Source organism: Adlercreutzia shanghongiae, from assembly GCF_035830635.1.
GTDB classification, from domain to species: Bacteria; Actinomycetota; Coriobacteriia; order Coriobacteriales; family Eggerthellaceae; genus Adlercreutzia; species Adlercreutzia shanghongiae.
Genome location: NZ_JAYMFI010000003.1, coordinates 238,540 through 255,966 on the forward strand (window position 1 = coordinate 238,540; position 17,427 = coordinate 255,966).

General features: G+C 62.0%; 14 protein-coding genes. 8 read left to right on the forward strand and 6 right to left on the reverse strand.

Annotation, left to right across the window (positions count from 1 at the left end; genetic code table 11):
- The first annotated feature begins 197 nt into the window (after window positions 1-197).
- The 5 genes from VJ923_RS03035 (at window position 198) to VJ923_RS03055 (ending at window position 4,940) form a co-directional block, all read left to right on the forward strand.
- Window positions 198-968: a CMP-2-keto-3-deoxyoctulosonic acid synthetase gene (locus VJ923_RS03035; RefSeq protein ID WP_326438396.1), complete on the forward strand. Its 771-nt coding sequence runs from the start codon at window positions 198-200 to the stop codon at window positions 966-968.
- A gap of 164 nt (window positions 969-1,132) precedes the next feature.
- Window positions 1,133-1,795: a potassium channel family protein gene (locus VJ923_RS03040; RefSeq protein ID WP_326438398.1), complete on the forward strand. Its 663-nt coding sequence runs from the start codon at window positions 1,133-1,135 to the stop codon at window positions 1,793-1,795.
- Window positions 1,796-1,804: 9 nt separating this feature from the next.
- On the forward strand, window positions 1,805-2,476 hold the full coding sequence (locus VJ923_RS03045) for a potassium channel family protein (RefSeq protein WP_326438400.1): 672 nt from the start codon (window positions 1,805-1,807) through the stop codon (window positions 2,474-2,476).
- A gap of 149 nt (window positions 2,477-2,625) precedes the next feature.
- Window positions 2,626-4,377 carry a DUF2207 family protein gene (locus tag VJ923_RS03050; RefSeq protein ID WP_326438402.1) on the forward strand — a complete coding sequence of 584 codons (1,752 nt, stop codon included), beginning with the start codon at window positions 2,626-2,628 and terminating at the stop codon, window positions 4,375-4,377.
- 35 nt (window positions 4,378-4,412) lie between these two features.
- Entirely contained in the window at window positions 4,413-4,940 is a 528-nt protein-coding gene (locus tag VJ923_RS03055) for a shikimate kinase (protein WP_326438404.1), read from the forward strand.
- On the opposite strand, the gene VJ923_RS03060 is transcribed toward VJ923_RS03055, so the two are convergent.
- Window positions 4,853-5,284 (reverse strand): hypothetical protein, encoded by a 432-nt coding sequence (locus VJ923_RS03060; protein WP_326438406.1) that lies wholly within the window; start codon window positions 5,282-5,284, stop codon window positions 4,853-4,855. The two genes, VJ923_RS03055 and VJ923_RS03060, sit on opposite strands and share 88 nt — an antisense overlap.
- Before the next feature lie 5 nt (window positions 5,285-5,289).
- Here VJ923_RS03060 and VJ923_RS03065 point away from each other — a divergent pair, with 5 nt between their 5' ends.
- The 3 genes from VJ923_RS03065 (at window position 5,290) to VJ923_RS03075 (ending at window position 9,464) form a co-directional block, all read left to right on the forward strand.
- On the forward strand, window positions 5,290-6,381 hold the full coding sequence (locus VJ923_RS03065; protein WP_326438408.1) for an FAD-binding protein: 1,092 nt from the start codon (window positions 5,290-5,292) through the stop codon (window positions 6,379-6,381).
- 213 nt (window positions 6,382-6,594) lie between these two features.
- Window positions 6,595-7,689 (forward strand): ATP-binding protein, encoded by a 1,095-nt coding sequence (locus tag VJ923_RS03070; RefSeq protein WP_326438410.1) that lies wholly within the window; start codon window positions 6,595-6,597, stop codon window positions 7,687-7,689.
- 260 nt (window positions 7,690-7,949) lie between these two features.
- A complete protein-coding gene (locus VJ923_RS03075; protein WP_326438412.1) occupies window positions 7,950-9,464 on the forward strand; it encodes an alanine/glycine:cation symporter family protein in 1,515 nt (504 codons plus the stop codon).
- Window positions 9,465-9,876: 412 nt separating this feature from the next.
- Here the strand turns inward: VJ923_RS03075 and pknB are convergent, their stop codons facing one another.
- The 5 genes from pknB to VJ923_RS03100 form a co-directional block, all read right to left on the reverse strand.
- Window positions 9,877-11,778 (reverse strand): Stk1 family PASTA domain-containing Ser/Thr kinase, encoded by a 1,902-nt coding sequence (pknB, locus tag VJ923_RS03080; protein WP_456049072.1) that lies wholly within the window; start codon window positions 11,776-11,778, stop codon window positions 9,877-9,879.
- A gap of 96 nt (window positions 11,779-11,874) precedes the next feature.
- On the reverse strand, window positions 11,875-14,658 hold the full coding sequence (locus tag VJ923_RS03085; protein ID WP_326438416.1) for an FtsW/RodA/SpoVE family cell cycle protein: 2,784 nt from the start codon (window positions 14,656-14,658) through the stop codon (window positions 11,875-11,877).
- Complete coding sequence (locus tag VJ923_RS03090; protein ID WP_326438418.1) at window positions 14,655-15,965, reverse strand: Stp1/IreP family PP2C-type Ser/Thr phosphatase; 1,311 nt, start codon at window positions 15,963-15,965, stop codon at window positions 14,655-14,657. The genes VJ923_RS03085 and VJ923_RS03090 overlap by 4 nt, the downstream gene beginning before the upstream one ends.
- Window positions 15,965-16,378, reverse strand: a complete 414-nt coding sequence (locus tag VJ923_RS03095) for an FHA domain-containing protein (RefSeq protein WP_326438419.1) — start codon at window positions 16,376-16,378, stop codon at window positions 15,965-15,967. Before VJ923_RS03095 ends, VJ923_RS03090 begins: the two co-directional genes overlap by 1 nt.
- A gap of 39 nt (window positions 16,379-16,417) precedes the next feature.
- Window positions 16,418-17,260, reverse strand: coding sequence for a DUF3662 and FHA domain-containing protein (locus tag VJ923_RS03100; RefSeq protein ID WP_326438421.1), 843 nt, complete (start codon window positions 17,258-17,260; stop codon window positions 16,418-16,420).
- Window positions 17,261-17,427: the final 167 nt, after the last annotated feature.

The window sequence follows — 17,427 nt, forward strand, 5'->3', positions numbered from 1 at the left end:
AGCTTTGCCCCGCTTCGGGCGAACTAAGGTAAAATAGCCGAGTTGAAAAACAGCATAGCCTTCTTTATGTGCAGCAATCCCACACCTCAATCCAACACGCTGCGCCGCTTCGTGCGGTTTAGTATCGTGCTGTTGAGAAAGGGATATGAGTGGTAACAAGGCGCAAACAGAGTCATCGCAAGGCCGTCGTGTTGGCGATGGCTGCGCTCTGTGTGCTGCCGATGCTCGCCGCGGGCTTTTTGGGCACCGACTGGGCCTCCGCTGGTTCTCACGATACCACCGCCACCACCTTCGGTCTCGAGCGCCAGTCCGCCGAGGCTCACGATGCCTCTGCGGTTTCCCCGGACACCGTTCAGGATAAATCCGACGCTGACATTCTCGCTGTGGAAGACGTCGCCGAAGAGGCGTCGCTGCAGACCGCTTCGTCCCGCGATGTAAGCGCCGGTGTGCAGGAAATCGCTGAAGAGGAGGAGGCCGCGCGCCTGGCCGCCGAAGAGGCCGCCCGCATCGCCGAGCAGGAGGCCATCGCTCGCGCCGACGAGACGCGCTCCCGTTACTACACCATGTTCGGCACGCTGCCGGCGGGTGACGTCGATTTCTCCATCGGCCGCGAGGCTTTTATCGAGAAGTGGGGCGCGCGCATCAACGACTACCTGTTTGGCAGTCCCCTGTCCGGCCACGGCGAGACCTTCGCCGAGGCTGCGTGGGAAGCGGGCATCGATCCGCGCTGGTCGCCGGCTATTTCCAACACCGAGTCCACCAAGGGCCGCGTTTGCTTCAAGTCCCACAACGCCTGGGGCTGGGATCAGACCAACTGGCCCGATTGGGACACGGCTATCCGTGCCCACGTGGCGGGCTTGGCCCGCGGCTACGGCTTCACCATCAGCTACTCTTTCGCGCAGCGCTACTGCCCCCCGAACTACGACAACTGGTACCGGGATACGCTGAATCAGATGACGCTCATCTAAATTAGTGAGAAAATGCCGCCGTTGTGCTCCGTTCGCCCTGACGGAACGAACGGACCGGCCGACGCTGCGGTTCCGACAGGCACCTGTCGAAACCTCGCTGACTTCCTTGGGCGTTATGGTGCATCTATAATGACCCTACACGATAAATTAGAAAGAGGTAGGGAATGAGCAATGTGATCGTGGTTGGATGCGGGCGCGTGGGGTCGCAGCTGGCCAACATGCTCTCGGATAACGGCAACAACGTCTGCTGCATCGATAAGAATGCCGACGCCTTCGCCAATCTCGGCCGCAACTTCAATGGCAGCACGGTGCAGGGCGTGGGTTTCGATGAGGACGTGCTCATCCGCGCCGGCGTCGAGGAATGCGACGTGCTTGCCGCTGTCACCCAGTTCGACAACGCGAACCTCATGTGCGCCGAGGTGGCCAATCACCTGTTCGGCGTGCCTCACGTTATCTCCCGCCTGTACAACCCCGACCACGAGCGCGCCTACATGCAGCTCGGCATCGATTACGTTTGCGGCACGTCGCTGGTGGCCGAGGACGTGTTTTCGAAGATCGTATCCGGCCATGGTTCTCACATCGAGACGTTCGGAGAGTTCGAAGTGCTCCGTTTTACGCTCGATCTTTCCAGCCGCGACAACTCCAAGACCATTCGCGTGTCCGAGCTCGAGCGCGACCACGAGGTGCGCATCATCGCCTTCGAGCGCGCCGACGGCTCCGCCTCTTCCATTCCCACGCCGGATTCACTGCTGTATGCGGGCGATTCTATCCTCGCCTGCGTGCGCCATGACGTCATCGCGCAGTTCTCGCGCTACATTCTGGATTAGGGGACGCTTATGTACATCGTCATCGCCGGCGGCGGAAAAATCGGCTCCTATCTGGCTGGTATCATGCTGAAGAGCGGCAATGAGGTGGCCGTCATCGAAGAGAAGCTGGCGGCGGCCGACCGCCTGTCCGTGCAGCTTACCGGCCCCTATCTGGTTATTCACGGCGACGGCTGCGATTCGCGCTACCAGGAGGACGCGGGCATCCGCCAGGCCGACGTGTTCGTGGCCACCACGGGCCAGGACGACTCCAACCTCGTGTCCTGCGAGATTGCCCAGCGCGTGTTCCACGTGCCCCGCTGTATCGCCCGCGTGAACAACCCGAAGAACGAGCGCATCTTTCGCGAGGTAGGCATCGAATGCGTGTCCTCTACGACGCTCATCGCGAATCTTATCGAGGAAGAGGCCCTGCTGGGCTCGGTGTCCGTCGTGTCGTCGCTCACCCACGGCAACGTGGCTTTGGCCGAGGTGATGGTGCCGCGCATGCGCCGCTTCTCCAACGAAGACGGCGTGCTCATTGAAGAGGTGCCCTTGCCGGACAACGCTATCATCGCGGCGGTGGCCAGTGGAGGCGATGTGGAAGTGGCCAGTGAAGAGACGGTGCTGTATCCGGGGGACAAGGCCATTGTGGTGGCGGATGAGGACGTGCTGGACGAGGTGCGTCAGGCGTTTCGAGGGCTCTAGCCACGGTGAAAAGGACTGCTTGCATATCGTCGGGAGCGGAAGCGGTGGGTGCCCTAATTCGCTCAGACAGTCCTCGCTCTGCAGAACAGTCCACTGGACTGTTCTGTTCGCTGCGGAACTCGCTCGGTCAGGGCACCCCCTGCTTCCTTTTGGCCCTTATCTTGCTGGTGGTCATGCTCATTCCGGTTTTTGGGTGGGCGACCCCTGCCTTTGCGGCTGACTATCGGTGTGCTGAGGTTGATTTGCTGGCTTCGGTGGAAACCGATGGGTCGGTGCAGATGACCGACCAGCGCATCTTCGACCTGACGGAAGAAGAAGGGTCCCACGAGCGGCTGAAGTGGCTCTACGATGGGTTTATCGAAGGTTCGGAGATTGCCATCGACCGGGTGCGCATGGCGCCGGTGGATGAGGCGGGAGCGCTCAAGACCGAGTGGGTCGAGCTGCCGGAGACGACGTTTCAGCTGTCGTGGCGCGGCGGCGGAGCGCCCGAGCACGACGCCTGGGCCTACGACAAGTTCCGGCACACGCTGTACGCCTTCGTGGACGCTATGCCCGACCGCGTCATGTTCGAAGTCGATTATCGCGTGGAAAACGCCATCGAAGCCTTCGATGATGCGGCCGATTTCCAGTGGCTCTACGTTCCCCAAGATTACGACGTGGCGCTCGCCAACGTGCGCGCCGAGGTGGTGCTGCCCGTGGCAGCAGACGATTTGGTGAAGCCCATGGACAACGTGTACGCCTGGGGTCATGGTCCCGCCGATGGGTCGGTGGACATTCGCTCCGACGGAACGATTGTCTTCGAAGACCCTGGGGTGGAGCCTTCCGAATACGCCAAGGCCCGCGTGATGTTCCCCGTCGAGTGGCTTACTAACCTCAGTGAAGAGGCGAAGCTGGCGAACCAGGGCTCGCTGCAGTACTACTGGACGAGCCGCTACGAGGAGACCTGGGTTGATACGGACACTTCCCGGGAGGTTATCCGTCTGGGCCTTGCCGAGGGCCTGCTCGCGCTTTCCGCCGTGCTGCTTTTGGGAGCACTGTTCGCGTGGTGGCGCTGGGGCCGCGAGCGCCCGCCGGCGTTCCGTGACGATTACTGGATGAACCCGCCAGTCGACGCCCTGGCTCCGGCGGTGCTCGGGCGCCTGTGGCGCTGGAACCACGAGAGCCCCGACGATTTAGTGGCCACGGTGCTCGATATGGTGCGTCGAGGCTTGCTTGAGGTGAAGGATGACGCGCTGGTCATTCCCTCGGCAGGGGAGGGGCTCTCCGACGAGCAGGTGGCCACCGAACAGGATGCTTGCCCCGACGAGGCTGTTCTCGACCAAGCTACGCTGCGCTTTTTGCGCACCATCTCGACGGGCGGTCGAACGCTCACGGCAGCTAAGCTCTCCGCTCTCGCGCACGAGCATCCGCGCGATTTTCTTGAGGCGAACGCCGCTTGGCAGCGACAACTCACGGCGCTTGTCGAACCCTACGGCTTCTTCGACAAAGCTTCGCGTCGCGCCCAGCACATTGTGCTGTGGGCCGCCGCGGCTCTTGCGTTGCTCGGCGTTGCCGGCATCATCTGGATAGGCTGGCGCTCTGGTGTGCTGGCGCTGCTGGCGGCTGCGGCCACAGGAGTGCTCGGCAACTACACCACGCGTCGTTCCCCCGAGGGCAACGATATCGCCGCCCACGCCAAGGCCCTGCGCAACTGGATGCGCGATGGCGGCTGGCAGATTGAAGGCGACCGCTTGACCGCCGAAGAGCGTGCCGCGCTCATTCCCTATGCCTACTTGTTCGGTGTGGTGAAATCGCTTGGCGTCGATGAAGAGGCCGATTCTCTGGTCGCTCTTGCCCCCAAGCTTTCCAAATCTTTGGACGAAGCGTTACGTGCAGCCCATAAGCGCGCTGAAGTATCATAGGCACTGACCGCGAACATTACGAGAAAGGCCCCGCCATGCTTGAGAAGTCCTACAAACCCGGTTTGGATAACATCGTGCTCATCGGTATGCCCGGCGCGGGCAAGTCTACCCTGGGTATCGTGCTGGCGAAGATTCTCTGCATGGATTTCGTCGATGCCGACCTGCTCATCCAGCAGTCTTGCGACAAGTCGCTGCAGCGCCTCATCGACACGCTGGGCCCCGATGCCTTTCTCGAGATTGAGAACCAGGTGCTTTCCGAAATGTCCTTCGAGCACTCGGTCATCGCCACGGGCGGCTCGGCCATCTACAGCGAGCCGGCCATGAACCACCTCTCCCAAATCGGCCGCGTGGTGTACCTGAAGATCAGCTTCGACGAGCTGAAGTGCCGCCTAGCCGATTTTTCCGACCGCGGCGTGGTTATGCGCGACGGCATCGGCATGAGCTTGCGCGACCTCTACGACGAGCGCCTGCCCCTTTACGAGCAGTACGCCGACATCACCGTCGACGTAGACGACCTCTCCATCACCGCCGCCGCCCGCAAGGTAGCCGCCGCCTTGAAGTAGGGGGGCTTTCGGCTACGTGCCTCCTGCGCCATCAGCTGGCGAGCGCAGTCGATGACGCACTGTTCGAAGGCGGCCTCGTGCGAGGTTTCCGCCGGGGCCTTATCGTGAACAACGCCGAAGCCCCAGCTTGAGTTCTCCAGCGGGATAGGTCTGATGTTGTCATGGCAAGAGAACGCGGCCAGTGCGTTCATGTAGGGAAGAGAAAAGCCAATCGCCCGTCCGCGAGCTACCTCCTCGTAGATCCACATAAGCTCGCTGCGTTCGATAATGGCGGGTGACTCGATGCCCTCGTCTATCATGCGCATGAGCAGATGCTGGTAACACTTGAATCCGTGGCCTGGCATGGCGAGTGTTTGCCCGCTCAGCTACCGGCGAGGGCGAGGCTGCGGCTTCTGCTGAGTCCGACATCTGGAAGATTGCCGAGCTGGGCGAGCCGACCGAGACCATTCAGGCTGACGTTTGCATCGTAGGCGCCGGTGGCACGGGTACGGCTGCGGCAGTTCAGGCCATCGATTTGGGGCTCAAGCCCATCGTCATCGGCACCGGCGGCTATGCCAACAACTCCGAGTTCCTCTATGGCGTGTCTGAGACGAAGAACGTGAACATCCAGGCGCTGGGCATGGATTGCCGCGATGGTGACGGCATCAAGATGGCTAAGGCTGCCGGCGCTGCTATGGCCGAGGGTCTCGGTACCGTCATGTGGTGCGGACCGGTGACCCTGGGCGCTGTGACTGCTACCTGGACCACCGATGCTTACTCCGCTGGTGTGCAGCCGACGCTGTGGCTGAACCAGAACGGCGAGCGTTATTGCAAGGAAGACCTGTGGATTGATGACTTCGCTGGCGCTGGTATTGCCGTGCGCAACCAAGAGCGCACTTTCGTGCTGTTCACCGAAGCTGACATGGTTCGCTGGGAAACCGAAGGCCCCGATGGCCAGGTCTTCTCCTTCGGCACGCCGGGTACCCCTTTGGCCGAAGCCCGCGAGGTGCTTGAGGCGTCCGAGGGCTGCCATATCGGCGATGACCTTGCTGCGTTGTGTGCTGAGGTCGGCTTGGATGCTGCTGCCGTGCAGGCTACCGTGGACGAGTACAACAAGGCCTGCGCCGCTGCGGCCGGCCTCGACGGCGAAGACACTTCGGCCGATGAAGAGTTCGGCAAGCGCGCCAGGTACATGCACGCGGTGGATGCCGGCCCCTACTGGCTGTGCGAGGTGGGCGACGGCTTCTACACCACGTGCGGCGGTATCAAGGTGAACGAGAACGCCGAGGTACTTGACGAAGAAGGCCAGATTATCCCGGGTCTCTACGCTGGTGGTTCCGACGCGGGTGGACTCTATGGCGACTCCTATGATGTGAAGTTCGCTCCTGGCTCTCAGGCTGCTTGGGCAGTGAACTCCGGTCGCTTAGCTATCAAGAACGCCAAGGAGTACCTCGGCAAATAGCGTTCCGATGGACAGTGCCCGCCCCACCCCTCCCTCAAAGGCGGGCACCTGCCATGGACAAAGGGCCTCGCCGGCTGATGCCGACGGGGCCTTGTGCCGCCACGATTGTTTCGGGCGTTATTCGCGTCTCGTGTATGAGCGCTGTGCTCTCTTGGCAAAAATTGCAAAAGATGCAAAAATTGCAAAAGATGCAAAAGATGTCAAGGAGCAATGATGGCGAGCAATCCTTTTACCCCCACCTTTGGAGTTGTGCCTGCGGTTATGGCGGGACGCGAGGACATTACGAGTGAGTTGCTTGCGGCCCTGGAGGAAGGTGTGGGCAATCCTAACCTTACGACGATTATCTCCGGCGCACGTGGCACAGGAAAGACAGCGTTGCTCACTTATCTTTCTGATGCGGCTCAAGCGCAGGGCTGGATATCGGTTAACGTATCAGCTCTTCCGGGAATGCTTGAGGAAATTGCCCAGCAGGCTCGTGTCGCCAGTGCCCACCTTATCGATACAGGTGCGTCAGCTAAGCTGTCGAGCTTAAAGCTGGGCGATATTGCCGAGGTGCAATTCACTGACTCCCAGGAAGCAGCTCCTACGTGGCGTATTCGCATGGGTGAGCTTCTTGATGCTCTTGCGGATACAAATACAGGGCTTCTCATCACGGTGGATGAGGTGCGTGGCGATCTTGACGAAATGATCCAATTGGCTTCTGCCTTCCAACACTTTGTGCGGGAGCGCCGCAAAGTAGCCCTGTTCATGGCCGGTCTGCCAGGGCACGTCAGTGCTCTTTTACAGGATAAATCCGTTTCATTCCTGCGGCGGGCTAATTTCTACAGTATCGGTATCGTCTCCGACTTCGACGTGGAAGAGGCGCTTTGCAAGACATTCGACGAAGGCGGCCGTGAGGCGACGCCTGCTGCCCTCAAAGAAGCTGTTCAGCTCATTGGCGGATTTCCTTACATGATGCAGCTCATTGGCTATCGCGCTTGGAATGCTTCGCCGGATAGCCCGCTCGTCTCGGAAGAGGATGTTCTTGAGGGCTCTCGATTCGCGCGCAATGACTTGCAGCGGAAGATTTTCGATACGACTTTACGCGAGCTCTCAAAAGGTGATGTGCGCTTTCTTGCCGCCATGCTGGAAGATGAGGGTCCCAGTGAGCTGTCTGATGTGGCGCGGCGCTTGGGCAAGAAAAGCAATTACGCCTCCCAATACAAGCGACGTTTGCAAGAGCAGGGCATTGTTGGAGAAGTGGGACAGGGTCGCATTCGCATAGAGCTTCCCATGTTCAAAGACTATTTGCGTGAGCAGAGTCTTTAGAAGGTTTAGAAGGTTTAACGCAAGCTCGCCTATAAAAGATGACTTCCTCGCGCTACTTTAGTGTGGTGTAGGGTAGAATACGGGCAAGTTTTGCGTCGGAAAGGGCCGGCGCGTATCCCTTGAGGCCGTTTTCCTGCGACGAATCGACGCGACGTTTCAAAACTCGCATGTCCTGTCGGATTCGCGCGCAGAAAGGCGCGCCCCCGTTCAGTGAGGCAGTCGAGTAACGTTCTCGACGCGTTCTCGGAAAGGAAGCATCTATGGATATTAATCAGATGCTTGTCGACTGGACCGGCGAGATCGATTCCTTTATGTACACCTACATTCTGGTAATCCTTCTCGTGTTCGTCGGCATCTACTACACCATCCGCACCAAGGGTGTGCAGATCCGCTACATCAAGGATATGTTCACTCAGCTGACGGAGAAGAAGCACGTCCAGGGTGAGAAGTCCATCAGCTCCTTCCAGGCCCTCATGGTGTCTACGGCCTCGCGCGTGGGCACGGGCAACATCGCCGGCATCGCCACGGCTATCGCCACGGGCGGTCCGGGCGCGGTGTTCTGGATGTGGCTCATGTCCATCATCGGCGCCGCTTCGGCCTTCATCGAGTCCACCTTGGCCCAGATTTACAAGGTGCGCGGCAAGGAAGGCGAGTTCCGCGGCGGTCCGGCCTACTACATCCAGCAGGGCCTGGGTCAGCGCTGGCTCGGCATCATCTTCGCGGTGTCCCTTATCCTGTGCTTCGCCTTCGGTTTCAACGGTCTGCAGGCCTTCAATATGACCTCGGCCCTCGAGTACTACATCCCCGACTACGCCACCAACGGCACCGCCATCGGCGTGGGCATCGTGCTCATCGTGTTCACGGCCTTCGTTATCTTCGGCGGCGCGAAGCGCATTTCCATCATCACCTCCATCGTCGTGCCCATCATGGCCATTGCCTACATCGTCCTGGCGGTGTGGACGACGGTGACCAACATCGGCGAGATTCCCGCCGTGTTCGCCCTCATCTTCACCAACGCCTTCGACTTCCAGTCCATCGCCGGCGGCTTTGCCGGCTCGGTGGTTATGCTCGGCATCAAGCGCGGCCTGTTCTCCAACGAGGCCGGCATGGGCTCGGCGCCGAACGCCGCTGCTACGGCTTCGGTGTCTCACCCGGTGAAGCAGGGTCTGGTGCAGAGCCTGTCCGTGTACATTGACACGCTGCTCATCTGCACCTGCTCGGCCATGATGGTTCTCATCTTCTGGGTGCAGGATCCCGAGGCCGCTGCGGCCCTGAACGGCATGCCGCTCGTGCAGCTGGCCGTGAACAACTCCGTGGGCGAGTTCGGCATTCACTTCATCACGTTCGCCATCTTCGCCTTCGCGTTCTCGAGTCTTATCGGCAACTACTTCTACGCCGAGACGAACTTCCGCTACATCTTCCGCAACACCAAGTGGGGCATGCTCATCTTCCGCGTGCTGTGCCTGGCTGCCATCTTCTACGGCTGCGTGAACAGCTTCGATCTGGCGTGGAACTTGGCCGACATCTTCATGGGCTTCATGGCTATCATCAACCTGGTTGCCATCCTGCTGCTCGGCAAGTGGGCTCTTAAGGCGCTCGACGACTACACCGCCCAGCGCAAGGCGGGCAAGGACCCGGTGTTCCTTGCAGCATCGGTGCCGGGCATGCCGGCTTGCGAGTGCTGGACTACCGAGGATCTGCCGGAGTACGGCGGCAGCCCGGTGGAAGAGTACATCGAAGAGGCTGCGGCGCTCGATTCCGAGGGCTTGAAGTAGGCTCTCTTTGAGTCACCTGCAAAGGGGCGGCGACCTGCTCGGGTCGCCGCCCCTTTTTCGTGCCTAAACGAGATTCTTAGAATCTTTGGGCTGCAGACCGCATCTTGCCCCAGGGCCTCTTCCGCTTTCCGCCAAAGGACTGCCGACATCGAAAGACTGCAGGCTGTGGTCCTCCGGGAAATCGGGCAAATAATGCGGATATGGACGTCGTTTTGGCAAAAATGCGCGATATGGACGTCATTTCGGGGTCATTTTTGCGATTTGCGCGTCCATATCGCCCATATTTGACCGGTTTATCTCCCAAGGTTAAATCGTCGCAGGCGCACTTTTGTCCCATAGGCCCACCGCCTATGTCCCTCTTTTTCGCATAAAAAGAGGGGCGACGTCGTCGCCCCTCTGGGTTGCGGGTGGGTTAGTTGGCCGGTGTGGTGCCGCCCTCGCCCGTGCCGTTTGTGTCCGGATCGGTGGCGCCCGGGTCGGTAGTGCCGCCTTCGCCGCCGGGGTTCGACGGGTCCGGATCGGTGGTGCCCGGATTCGTGGGCGGGTCGGGGTTGGTGGGCTCTTCAGGCTCGGGCTCGGGCTCGGGACCCTTGGAGATAGTAATCTGCACCGTGGCGCCGGGCTTCACCTTGTCGTTCAGGGGATCCTGCTTCATGACGCGGCCCTCGCCCTGCTTGTCGCTGTATTCGCGAGCCTTCACGTCAGCGCCGAATCCCTCGGACTGCAGCTTGTCGATGGCCTCTTCCTCGGTCATACCGATGACGTTGGGCACCGTGGTCAGCTCGCTTCCGCGCGAAGTGACGACCTCGATGGTGGCGCCGGGCTTCACCGGGTCGCCGGCGCTGGGGCTCTGCTCCATAATCTTGCCCTGGGCCACGTCCTCGGAATACTTGCTCTCGGCTTCCACAACCTTAACGCCCGCAGCTTCCGCCTCTTGACGGGCCTCGTCCATAGTCATGTTTTTGAAGTTGGGAACCTCCACGGTATCAGGTCCAACGGCGTACGTAAGGGTAATGACCGTGTCCTTCGGCTGCTTCGTGCCGGCGGCGGGGTCCTGCTGCAGAATGGTGCCCTCTTCGACGGACTCGTCCTCTTTGGGCACGGAGTTAACTTGGAAGCCAAGCTGCTCGAGGGTGAACGTGCCCTCATCGAGGCTCTTGCCCACGACGTCTTCAACGGCGATGGGCTCGTCGTCGGCGGGGCCGGGGTTGAAGCCGCCGGACACCGCGAAGGCGATGGCCGCCACCAGGGCGATAATCGCCACCGCGCAAACAGCGATGATGGCGGGCTTCTTGCTCTTCTTCGTGTTGGCGTCATGGTAGTTCGTCGCCTGGAACGCGCCGGTAGAACTCGGCGGGATGGCCGCGGTGCCGCCAGCCACGGGAGGCATGACCTGGGTACTCGTCATGCCGGGCACCGTCGCGGGCACGGCACCCATCATGCGCGTCTGGGCCTCGGTGAACTGCGAGCTCACGACTCCGGCAGGCAGGGTGACGGGACGGCCGGCCAGATAGTCGTTCAGGGCCATGCGCATGTCGTTGGCCGTGGCAAAGCGTTGAGCCGGGTCCTTTGAGAGGGCCACCATGATGATGTCCTCAAGGTCCGGGTCGATATTCGGGTTGATAGACGAGGGCGGCGCCGGATCGTCTTTCACCTGCTGCATGGCCACCGATACGGCGTCGGGCCCATCGAAGGGCAGCTTGCCCGTGGTGGCCTCGTACAGCACAATGCCCAGCGAGTAAATGTCGCTGGCGGCAGTGAGGTCTTTGCCCTGGGCCTGCTCCGGCGAAATGTAGTGGGCCGTGCCCAGCACCGCGGATGTCTTGTCGTTGACGGAGTTCTTCGCCCGCGCAATGCCGAAGTCCATCACCTTCACGTTGCCATCGGGCTGCACCATGATGTTCTGCGGCTTGATGTCGCGATGGATGATGTCCTGGTTGTGGGCGACGGTGAGCGCCTGGCAGACCTGGGCGCCAATTTCGGCGGCCTTGCGCTGGTTGATGGCGCCGCGCTGCTGAATGGCAGTCTTCAGGTCGGATCCGCGCACGAATTCCATGACGATATAGTAGGTGTCGTCATCTTGGCCCCAGTCGTACACGTTCACGATATAGGGGCTCTGCAGGTTGGCCGCAGCAGCGGCTTCCTGGCGGAATCGCTGGGTGAACGAGGGGTCGGCAGCGAATTGCGGCAGCATCACCTTCACGGCCACCACGCGGCCCAGTGTGCTGTCTTGGGCGCGATAGACCTCGGCCATGCCGCCGATGCCGATGCGGTCCTTAATTTCGTAACGGCCGTCGAAGACCTTGCCCGTCATTGTTCCCTGTCCGGTCACGTTGATACTCCTTAAAGTTCCACGTACGAGTGCGTTTGCGGTTTGGTTATGCGAACTCTCGTGAGTCTTGCCATTGTACTACAGCGCCCCCGTCACTTCGAGGGCCGTTTCCAGAACGTCGTGGGCGGCGCTCGCGCCTGCGCCCGATTCGCCGCGCTCGATGATGACGGCCACAACGACCTTCGGGTCGGCTGCGGGGGCCATGCCCACAAACCAGCTGTCGTCGTCGCCGTCGCCGCGCTCGTGGGTGCCGGTCTTGCCGGCCACGGCGGCATCGTCGAGAGCCGCCTTGCCGCCGGTGCCCTCGGTCACGACGCCCTTCATGATTTCAATCTCCTGGGCGGCCACTTCGGCGTCCATGGCCTGCTTGAGTTTCACGGGAATAGGCGAGAAACTGCGCTCGCCGTTGGCGTTGTAGATGCCGTCCACCAAGTAGGGCTGCATGATGGCCCCCTCGTTGGCGATGGCGCAGCCCACAAGCGCCATCTGCATGACCGTAGCCTGAGGGCCGGCCGGGCTCTCGTGTTCGCCCACCGGCTCGCCGCAGGCGGCCCATGCGGTTTCCCAGGTGGTCATCTCCTCGGGGTCGGGCATAAGCGAGGTGGCCAGGGGCAAATCGAAGGCGATATCCTCGTTGAAGCCGAAGCTGCAGGCCATGTTCACGAGCAGATCGCTGCCGAGCTGCACGCCCACCTGGCCAAATACCGTGTTCGACGAGTACCACATGGCCTGTTCCAGCGTGATTTTGCCGTAGGATCGCTTCTTCACGTTGGTCACGGGCGCGTTGCCGATGTCCATCTCGCCGGGAGAGTCGTAGACCGCCTCGGCCTTGGCGATGCCGTCCTGCAGCGCTGCGGCCAGGGTCACTATCTTGAAGGTGGAGCCCGGGGCATAGAGCGCCTGGGTGGCGCGGTTGAACAGCTCGGAGGAGTCGTTGGCGTTATCGGCGGCAGCCGTTAGCAGCTCTTCGTAGTTGGCCGCGTCGAAGGTGGGGGAGGAGGCCAGGGCGTACACGGCACCGGTTTCCGGGTTCATGACCACCGCGGCGCCCACCTGGCCGGCCAGCGCATCTTGGGCCGCCTGTTGAATGCGGCTGTCGATGGAGAGGGCCACGTCGTTGCCCTTGGTCTGAATGCCCGCAAGCGAGTTCACCACATCGGTGAAGCTGGCGAAGTTCTGCTCGCCGCGCAGCGTGTCGTTGTAGGCTGCCTCGATGCCGGCGGTGCCGAAGCGTTGGGACGTGTAGCCCACGATGTGGGCCGCCAAATCGCCCGCGGGATATTCGCGCTTATAGGAACCGTCGTCTTGGCGCACCGAGGTGGCGAGCACGGTGCCGTCGGCCGTGGAGATGGTGCCGCGCTCCATGCGGGCTTCCTTGGCCAGGGTGTGGTTGTTCGCCGGCATGTTCTGGTACTCCGGCGCCTTGATGACCATGAGGTAGGTGAGGTTTGCCACCAGCACGGCGAACAGCACAGAGAACACGATCATGGTGCCCGTAAGGCGCTTGCCCAAGGCCACGCGGCCGAGCACCGCATCCGACCCGTGGGCGCCGATGGCCCCGGTCTGGCGCATTTCGGAATCGACGCCGGTGCCCTCGTCGCCGCAGCGCAGCAGGCAGCCGACGATGATGAAGCTGGCGATGAGCGATGAGCCGCCCTGGCTGATAAAGGGCAGGGTGATGCCTGTCAACGGGATGAGCCGCGTAACGCCGCCCACGATGATGAAGGCCTGCAGCACGATGATGGAAGTGAGGCCCACGGCGGTAAACGAGCTGACGTCGGATTTCGCCCGGGCCGCGGTCACGATGCCGCGGATGGCGAAGCACAGGTAAAGCAGCAGCACGCCGGCCGCACCGAGCAGGCCCACTTCCTCGGCGATAACGGGGAAGATGAAGTCGCTTTCAGCCACGGGGATGCCGCCTTGGGCCACCGGCTCGCCGCCCATGCCACGGCCGATGCCCGTGCCGAACAGGTCGCCGTCGGCGATGGAATACAAGCTCTGCACCAGCTGGAAGCCGCCGCCCTGGGCTTCGGCGAAGGGGTCCTGCCAAATGGCCACACGGGTCTGCACGTGGCCCATCATGCCGTAGAGGGCCACGGCCGCGATGGCGGCCAGGCCGATGGACACGACAAGGTAGAGTTTTTTGCCCGTAGCCACATACAACATGATGACGAAGACGGAGAACAGCACCAGGGCAAGACCCAGGTCCTTCTCCAGCACCACAACCACGAAGGCCAGAGCCCACATGACGATGAGCGGGAGCAGGGTCGCCAGGCTCGGAAGCCACAGCGGGCCCACCTTCCACGTGAATACCGAGAGCATCTCGCGGTTAGCGGCCAGGTAGGCGGCGATGAAGAACACGATGAGAATCTTCGCCAGCTCGCCGGGCTGGAAGCTGAAAGAGCCGATGCGCAGCCACAGCTGGCCGCCGCCGGATTCGTAGCCGATAACCGGCAGCATGGGCGACAGGAGCAGCAAGATGCCGATGATCATCAGCGTGTATTTATAGTTGGCGAGCTTGTCCAGATTGCGCACGATGGCAAGCGTGACGATCATGGCCGCCACGCCGATGAACAGCCACAACAGCTGGTTCACGGCCAAATCGGGCACGATGCGGGTCACAAAGGCGATGCCGATGCCCGACAGCGCGAAGGAGATGGGCAGAATGGCCGGGTCTGCCGCCGGGGCTAGCAGGCGCACGGCAATATGGGCCACGAGGAACGCGGCGAAAATGCCCAGGGGCACGCCCAGCGTGTTGAAGGAAAGCTCCTGACCGCCGGTGACCACCATCATGGCGAAAAGCACGATGACGATGGGCGAGGCGATGAGCAAAAGCATCAGCTCTATGTTGCGGCGCGTCATCGGCCGGTGCCTTTCGCGCTGTCTGAGGCCTGCGCATCGGCGGAATCGCCGCGAGGCTGGGTGCCGGTCGCGTTGCCGTCGATCGCGTTGCCGCTCTCATTGTCGCCACCCTCGCCGCGGCCGTTTTGACGCGGGGTTCCCGCTGAATCGTTCTGGTTTTCGGCGCCCTTCTCGGGCTCGGTCGGCTGGTTCGCCTCGGCTGCGGCCCGGGCGGCCTCCTCTTCGGCGGCTTTGCGCTCGGCAATCTCCTGCTCGTATCCGGCAACGAGGCTTTCGGCCGCGGCCAGCGAGTCAACCTTGATGCCCTCTTCGCGCAGGCGGTTGGCGGTACCGGGCTGCAGATCGTCTAAGGCAACCTCGGTCACGCGATCAAGATGATTGAACGAAATGCCGAACAAATCGCCGGGAACGCCCTGGTAAATAGCGACTTTTCCGTCTTGCTCCACCAAATAGGCGGAATTCGAGGCGAGATAGTTGAAACCGTAGGCGCAACCGGCGATGATGGCCACAAGCAGCAGTGCCAGCATGATGGCCGTGGCGCGGCTCTTGCGCGTCATTTTGCGGCGGCGCTGCTCGGCCAGGCCCGTTACGTCCACGACGATGACGGTGACGTTGTCGTAGCCGCCGCGGGCCACCGCCTCGTTCACCAGCTGGGCGGCGCAGCGCTGGGGCTCGCTGTTGTTCGCGAGAATCTTCGCAATTTGGTCGTCCTCCAGCATCGTGGACAGGCCGTCGGAGCACAGAAGCAGACGATCGCCTGCTTCCACGGAAATCTCGAAGAGGTCCGGCTGGGTGCGTGGGTCGCTGCCCAGGGCGCGGGTGATGACCGAGCGCTGGGGATGCACGCGGGCTTCGGCTTCGGTGATCTGGCCCGCCTCGATGAGGTCGGCCACGAGCGAATGGTCGCGAGTGAGCTGCTGCATCTCGCCGCGGTGGAGCAGATAGGCCCGCGAGTCGCCCACCTGGGCGATGACGAGCTTTTCTTTCTCCAACATGGCGGCGGTGCAGGTGCAGCCCATGCCGGCCTTGCCGACTCCCTCGCGAGCGGCGCGGATGATGGCAAGGTTCGCCTCTTCCACGGCCTGGCCGAGGGCCGAGGCGTCCGGATGGGCCGGGGCGCGGTCGCAAATGACGTCCACGGCAATTTCCGAGGCTACTTCGCCGGCAGCGTGGCCTCCCATGCCGTCGCAGACGACGTAGAGCGGCGGCGCTACGGCCAGCGAGTCCTCGTTGTGCTCGCGCACGCAGCCGACATCGGTGCGGCTGCCGAAGGTGGCGCCGCTTTTCCGGCGCTTTGCCCGAGCCATTACTGGTTCCTCACGCGGATATCGACGTCGCCGATGGTGACGAGGTCCTTGTTGCGCAGGGCCACCGGCTCATGGACCGGCCGCCCGTTCACGGCGGTGCCGTTCTTCGAGCCCAAATCCTCCACGAACAGATTCTGGCCCATCAGCTGGAAGCGCGCGTGGCGGCCGGACACATAGCCGGCGCCGATGACAATGTCGGCGCCCGGCGAGCGGCCCACGATAACGGGCCCGTGCACGGCAATGGACACGCCGCGCAGCTCTTTCGGGCCGCGTTCCACCGACACCGTCCAGCCGCGCTCCTTTTTACGGGAGCCTTTGACCATGCCGATGCCGGTGCGCATGATGGCGAACAAAAACAGATAGAGCAGCGCCACGAACAACAGGCGTGCGATTAGCAGAACGAGATCGATCACCGATAGCCTCCTTTAGCTCGCGGGGTCGCGGCCACGGGCTTAGATGAGCTGGAACTCGAGGTTGGTGGTGCCCACGATGATGCGGTCGGCATCGTGGAGGGCAGTGGATTTAATCTGGCGTCCGTTCACAAACGTGCCGTTGGTGGAGCCCAGGTCGGTGAGAATCCAGGCTCCGGACTCGTCCTGACGGATTTCCGCATGGACGCGGGACACGTTGATGTCGGGAATGACGATGTCGTTCTTCGACTCGCGCCCGATGGTCTCGGCCTGGCCGGGCAGGGTGAAGGCGCGGTCGTTGGTGATGTCGTAGATGTAGGCCTGACGCGGCTCGTCGTCCTCGTAGTAGTCCTCTTCCACGTACTCTTCAACGGGGGCGGCGGCAGGGGCCGCAGCCGGGGCCTGATAGCCGTAGCCGGCCGCCGGGGCCGGCGCTGCGGCGCGGGGCATGCCGGCCTGGGGGCGTCCGATGCCGTAGCGGGCGTATTCTTCCTGGCGCAGCTGCTCAACGAGCGGAGAGGCCACCATTTCAGCGATGACGTCGAACTTGCCGTGGCGCAGATCGTCGTCCACGATGAAGCGCACGAGGGGCTGGCCGTCCATGACGAGGCCCTGCTCGGCGGCTTTGGCGGAAAGATAGGTTTCCGTTTCGCCGGCCAACGTGGGGTAGTAGCCCAGAAGGCGACGGTCGTCGTCGGCGTTTACCAGAACGGTGTAAAGGGTGGGGGCGTACTGCTTGCCTGCGCCGACCATCTTCTCGCGGCGCATCTGCTTCTCGGCCTTCTTGGCAATTTGCACCGGCGAGAGCGGCGCGGCTCCCATGCGGTCGGCGGCACCTTCCACGGTGTCTTCCATCTTGCCCTCGAATTTTGAGAGGAGTCCCATGTGCTTCTCCTTGTTCTTGCGTGTTTAAGCTGCGTTCGTTTGCACATCAGCATATTTTGCCATAAATTCTGTGCCTTCGCCTCAACGACGGGCCACTTTACTTAATCGCCATAGTGACAATTTCGTACGAATTCCTGGAAAACAGCTTGATGGCAGGTCAATTGTTG

What these genes read in the sequence shown, in the direction of transcription:
- VJ923_RS03035 (WP_326438396.1), top strand. Translation starts at nt 198, where the DNA reads ATGGCTGCGCTCTGTGTGCTGCCGATGCTCGCCGCGGGCTTTTTGGGC.
- VJ923_RS03040 (WP_326438398.1), top strand. Translation starts at nt 1,133, where the DNA reads ATGAGCAATGTGATCGTGGTTGGATGCGGGCGCGTGGGGTCGCAGCTG.
- VJ923_RS03045 (WP_326438400.1), top strand. Translation starts at nt 1,805, where the DNA reads ATGTACATCGTCATCGCCGGCGGCGGAAAAATCGGCTCCTATCTGGCT.
- VJ923_RS03055 (WP_326438404.1), top strand. Translation starts at nt 4,413, where the DNA reads ATGCTTGAGAAGTCCTACAAACCCGGTTTGGATAACATCGTGCTCATC.
- VJ923_RS03060 (WP_326438406.1), bottom strand. Translation starts at nt 5,284, where the DNA reads ATGCCAGGCCACGGATTCAAGTGTTACCAGCATCTGCTCATGCGCATG.
- VJ923_RS03070 (WP_326438410.1), top strand. Translation starts at nt 6,595, where the DNA reads ATGGCGAGCAATCCTTTTACCCCCACCTTTGGAGTTGTGCCTGCGGTT.
- VJ923_RS03075 (WP_326438412.1), top strand. Translation starts at nt 7,950, where the DNA reads ATGGATATTAATCAGATGCTTGTCGACTGGACCGGCGAGATCGATTCC.
- pknB (WP_456049072.1), bottom strand. Translation starts at nt 11,778, where the DNA reads ATGACGGGCAAGGTCTTCGACGGCCGTTACGAAATTAAGGACCGCATC.
- VJ923_RS03085 (WP_326438416.1), bottom strand. Translation starts at nt 14,658, where the DNA reads ATGACGCGCCGCAACATAGAGCTGATGCTTTTGCTCATCGCCTCGCCC.
- VJ923_RS03090 (WP_326438418.1), bottom strand. Translation starts at nt 15,965, where the DNA reads ATGGCTCGGGCAAAGCGCCGGAAAAGCGGCGCCACCTTCGGCAGCCGC.
- VJ923_RS03100 (WP_326438421.1), bottom strand. Translation starts at nt 17,260, where the DNA reads ATGGGACTCCTCTCAAAATTCGAGGGCAAGATGGAAGACACCGTGGAA.